The following is a 5,297-nucleotide window of genomic DNA, read 5'->3' as shown; positions in this document are numbered from 1 at the left end:
TAGAAGAACCCCGTACCGTAAGGTGCGGGGTTTTTTGCTTTGTGCTTACCCTTTCTGGCCTTTCTCTTAATCCCTTATCCTGCTAATGGAATGTGTGATCCTTGTCGCAATGTTATTTATAACAAAATTATAACATTTCATTTACGAGGTAATTGAGTCTCCTGGCTCAATACGCCGCTGTTTATGGCAGGAGCATAATCACAATGACAGAAAGCATTACATCAAACGGGACGCTGGCTAACAGTGATACCCGAAGAAGGGTATGGGCAATCGTCAGCGCCTCTTCAGGGAATCTGGTTGAATGGTTCGACTTTTACGTCTACTCATTCTGTTCACTCTACTTCGCACATATTTTCTTCCCATCCGGCAACACCACAACGCAGCTGCTACAAACGGCGGGGGTATTTGCCGCAGGGTTTTTAATGCGGCCCATCGGGGGCTGGCTGTTTGGCCGCATTGCGGATCGTCGCGGCCGTAAGGCTTCTATGCTGATCTCGGTGTGCATGATGTGCTTTGGTTCTCTGGTGATCGCCTGCTTACCGGGATATGAATCGATTGGTACCTGGGCACCGGCGCTACTATTACTGGCCCGCTTATTCCAGGGATTATCGGTGGGCGGTGAATACGGTACCAGTGCGACCTACATGAGTGAGATTGCCCTGGAAGGCCGTAAAGGTTTTTACGCCTCATTCCAGTACGTCACGCTGATTGGTGGTCAACTGCTGGCCATTCTTGTGGTTGTGATCCTGCAGCAAATTCTGACGGATGAACAACTTCACGCCTGGGGATGGCGAATTCCTTTCGCGATGGGCGCAGTACTGGCGGTGGTCGCACTTTGGCTACGCCGTCAGTTAGATGAAACCTCTCAGAAGGAAGTCAGAACGCTGAAGGAGGCGGGAACATTCAAAGGGTTATGGCGTAACCGCAAAGCTTTTCTAATGGTGCTGGGCTTTACTGCGGGCGGCTCTCTCAGTTTTTACACGTTCACCACCTACATGCAGAAGTACCTGGTGAACACCACCGGCATGCACGCAAACGTCGCCAGCGTAGTCATGACCGTGGCGCTGTTTGTCTTTATGCTCATACAACCCATTATCGGTGCGCTCTCGGATAAAATCGGTCGACGTACGTCGATGCTGATTTTCGGCGGCCTGTCGGCATTATGTACCGTACCTATTCTGTCGGCCCTTCAGCATGTGACTTCGCCGTATGCGGCGTTTGCGCTGGTGATGCTGGCGATGGTGATTGTCAGTTTCTATACCTCTATCAGCGGAATACTGAAAGCTGAAATGTTCCCGGCGCAGGTACGTGCTTTAGGGGTAGGGCTCTCTTATGCGGTAGCTAATGCGTTGTTTGGCGGATCGGCGGAGTACGTTGCGTTGTCGCTTAAATCATGGGGAAGTGAAACGACATTCTTCTGGTACGTAACGATAATGGGCGCACTGGCCTTTATTGTTTCCCTGATGTTGCATCGCAAAGGGAAAGGCATTCGACTTTAATAGCGCGCCATCTGCCACACGGCATAGCCGGTCGTTGCGCCGGCGACATCCCAGGCGAAATCTTTCCAGCTCCAGCCGCTCCCTGCGGGGCGGCTATCCCACAGTTCTTTTGATGCTCCAAGACTGACTGAGAACATCAACCCTATCGCCGCGCTACGATCCCGGCTGTATCCCTGATGCTGCGCATATTCATTGCCGGCTGCGGACAACATCGCGGAAGCGAGGAAATGCTGGGCTTTATCCTGTCCGGACCAGTTATCGTTGGCCATATGGCTACAGCCAGTCAGAAAGAGGACGCTAAGTAACAGAGGAATACGCATCAACGGCTCCATAAAAAAGCCCTGCGGGTGGCAGGGCCTGGACATTACAGAATACGGCTGATAAGTCGGTCGATACGGATACGACGTAAGCGGCGGATAAGCTTGCGGACTTTTACCGGATAATCGGCAATGCTCTGCAGTTCGCGGTAATGATTAACCACAGTGGTATGCGTGCGAATCAGCTCCAGCTCACGTTCACGTTTTGCGGCTAACTCGTGCTGCGGGTCATGGATTAGGATAGCGTTTTCCAGATCCAGTCGCCACGCGCGTGGGTTCAGGTTATTACCGGTCAGCAGCATCCACTCATCGTCGACCCACATTCCTTTCAGATGGTAAGTGTTGTCCTCATCTTTCCAGAGACGCACAACCAGCTGGTCAGTGTTTACGTAATACTGTAAACGGCTCAGGAAACGGCGCAGGTTGATCTCATAGAGATAAGGCAGCGCACCGATGATTTTGAACGGCTGATCTTCAGGAATGAAAAAGTCGTTTGCGGTTTTATCACCAACGATGATTTCCACTTTTTTACCGTCGCGCAGCAGCTGAATGATATTACGCACCAGCACGGCAGGAAGGTTGAAGTACGGCGTACAGATGGTGAGTTTCTGCTCCGCGCACGGCATCAGATGGAATATCGTTTTGTTCAGCAGGCTTGATTTACCGAGCCCTACCAGCGGGGTAACGGATAACTCTTCGTTGTTCGCATCACCCTGGAAATGATAGACCGCATCACGCAGCTCCTGGCGGAAGGCGCGAACATCGTTTTTGATTTCCGGGCTTTTAGGACGCTCAGGATCGTCAAGGCGATTAACACCGCGGCCATGGACCAGATTTTTATCAACCCAGTTAAACATGATATCGGCCATCTGCGGATTACGGATCAGATGGTAGCGGTCGTAGCGATATTTATCGAGCTGATGAAGGTAAACATCATTCAGACTTGCGCCGCTGTAAAGCACGCTGTCATCAATGATGAATCCCTTGAAATGAAGGACGCCGAGCGCTTCACGGGTATTAACCGGGACGCCATAAACAGGCACATCAACGCCAGGATTTTCCTGCGCCGTGCGGCAATACCAGTCAGCATTGGTGTTTGAGGCGGCAGCGCCAATACGGCCACGCTGAGCGCGATGCCAGTCTACCAGCACGCGAACATCAAGTTCCGGACGCTGACGTTTGGCTTCATAGAGCGCGTTCAGGATCGCGCGCCCACCTTCATCCTGTTCAAGATAGAGCGCTACAATGCAAATGCGTCGCGTGGCGCTGGCAATCTTTTCCAGAAGCGTCTCCCGAAAATGAGCGGGAGCGTAAAAGAACTCTACATCATCAACTGACTGAGAAATCTTCGGTAGTTGAGCAAGGTGTTGTTGATGTTTATTACGCTTAAATTTTGACAACATCACAGTGCGTTTCTTCTCTGTTCATTGAAGGGTTGTCTGTACCATGCAAACAACATAAGCGGACAATGATACCACCAGTCCCGTCCAAAGTGGGTAACATTTCCAGTAGCTTACTCGCGTTTGTCTGCTGATCTCAGACTGAGGGACAAGGCCACAATACCTTCGTCCAGCTGAATATCAACGTCAAACCCAAGTTTTCGCGCCAGGGTCACCATACCGCGATTGTTAGGCATAGTAATGCCATTGAGGCGTAACAATCCGTGATCTCGCGTATAACTGATGAGTTTTTCCAGCAGCCGTCTGCCCAGACCCAGGCCTTTAAGATCGGAGCGCACCAGCACCGCAAACTCCGCATCGACGTTATCCGGGTCAGAAATAGCACGCGTGACGCCGAGGATCTCATCCCCCTTATCGGAGCGACGAACGGCAACAAACGCCATTTCTCGATCGTAGTCGATCTGGGTCATATTGGCTAAATCATCGTGGGTAAATTCGTTGATTTCGCTAAAATAGCGATAATAAAGATCCTCTTTCGTGACCTGAGAGATAAAGGCCCGCAGCTGGGGCTCATCTTCCGGCAGAATAGGGCGGAACAAGGCGCGTTCCCCATTCTTCATCTCAACCCACTCTTCCAGCTGCAGGGGATACGGGCGGATCGCCAGACGGCTCTCTCTGTCTCCTTCGAATGGCGCGATATCCAGGGTCACGTCCAGCGCCGTAAACTCATTGCCCGAGGCGAGCAGCGGATGAATGTCCAGCCGCTGGATTTCGGCACAATCCACAATCAGGTTAGACACCTGCACCAGGAACTGACTTAACCCGGCAATATCAAGCGGGCGCAGCGCACTCCGGCCACGGATCTTTTTACTTTTGATCGCCTGGATGATCAGATAACGCGCCAGGTTCATGTTCAGCGGCGGTAACGCCACCACGGCCTGCTCCTCCGGACGCCACTCAACGCCACCCTCTCCCAGCATGATGAGCGGGCCGAAGACGGGATCGTGTTCGACCACCACCCGTAATTCCTGAGCCCCTGCGCGGTTTGCCATGCTTTGCACCAGCAATCCGTGGATCCTTGCCTGCGGCCAGGCCATTTTGACCCGATCAAAAATGGCATCAGCTGCCTGCTGCACCTCAGTCGCCGTACGCAGGTATAACATAACCCCTTGAACATCAGACTTATGCGGGATATCCGGGGAACGCAGCTTCAGGGCCACCGGATAGCCAATCTGTTCGGCAATATGCACGGCCTCAGCGCTGTCGCTGGCGATCCAGGTCGGCAGGGTTTGCATCCCGTAGCTGCCCAGAATGGGCTGGACCTCATGCGTATCAAGCGAGGTCGCGCCTTCTTCAATGGCCTGCTGCAACAGCCGGTGAACGTCGACGGTGTTCGCCGTCAGATTCCCCGGCAAAGCCGGCGTTTCACGCAGCTGTTTCTGGTTGCGGCGATATTCCACCATATGCATAAACGCGGTGATGGTGCCTTCCGGCGTGCGGTAGGTTGGCAGCCCGGCCTCGCTGAACAAGCGCCGCGCCTCCTGAGAGGAAAACTCGCCGCACCAGTTGGTGAGCAGGGTAACGTATTTACCTCGCGGATGGTTGCGCACGGCGTCAATGAGCGCGCGCGCGCTTTCACTGCCCGGCGCGACCGCGCTGGGGGAGTGGATAATCATCAGCGCGTCGAAATCCTGGCTATCCAGCAAAATGGAGATCGCCCTGATGTAGCGGTCGCTGCTGGCGTCATCGCGCAAATCAAGCGGATTGCCGGGCGTCACGCTGGTCGGAAGCGCTTCTTTCAGGCGCTGCAGCGTCTCTTCACTCAGCGTTGCCAGCTTGCCGAAGCGCCGCCACAGCTCGTCCAGCGCGAGCGCGGCAGGGGCCGCACCGTTACTGACAATCATTAGCTTCTCACCGCGCAACGGGCGCATATGGCTTAACGTCTCAACGGCGGAAAAAAGCTCGTGCGTATCCTGTACCCGCAGCAACCCCGCGCGCTGAATGGCGGCGTCCCAGGCGGGATCCATGCCGGAATGCGAATGCAGAAGACGCTGTGCCGCAGGGCTGCGTCCGCTTTTGAT

4 protein-coding genes are annotated in these 5,297 nt (G+C 53.9%); 1 reads left to right on the top strand and 3 read right to left on the bottom strand.

Translation table 11 applies throughout. The features are described from left to right. Window positions 1-203 precede the first annotated feature (203 nt). A complete protein-coding gene (locus tag ACWKXN_RS22340; RefSeq protein ID WP_029741120.1) occupies window positions 204-1,499 on the top strand; it encodes an MFS transporter in 1,296 nt (431 codons plus the stop codon). Here the strand turns inward: ACWKXN_RS22340 and ACWKXN_RS22335 are convergent. The 3 genes from ACWKXN_RS22335 to ACWKXN_RS22325 form a co-directional block, all read right to left on the bottom strand. Beyond that, the gene (locus ACWKXN_RS22335) at window positions 1,496-1,819 is read right to left on the bottom strand and encodes a YfiM family lipoprotein (RefSeq protein WP_033146245.1); all 324 of its coding nucleotides are present in this window, start codon (window positions 1,817-1,819) and stop codon (window positions 1,496-1,498) included. The genes ACWKXN_RS22340 and ACWKXN_RS22335 overlap by 4 nt on opposite strands. A 44-nt stretch (window positions 1,820-1,863) precedes the next feature. Next, complete coding sequence (gene pssA, locus ACWKXN_RS22330) at window positions 1,864-3,219, bottom strand: CDP-diacylglycerol--serine O-phosphatidyltransferase (RefSeq protein WP_023333068.1); 1,356 nt, start codon at window positions 3,217-3,219, stop codon at window positions 1,864-1,866. 110 nt (window positions 3,220-3,329) lie between these two features. After that, window positions 3,330-5,297: bifunctional acetate--CoA ligase family protein/GNAT family N-acetyltransferase (locus tag ACWKXN_RS22325; RefSeq protein WP_454544374.1), on the bottom strand; the 1,968-nt coding region annotated here is incomplete at its 5' end.

Source organism: Enterobacter sp. UPMP2060, from assembly GCF_053709655.1.
Note: the sequence above shows the minus strand (reverse complement) of the source record. Positions and strands in the feature narration are given on the sequence as shown.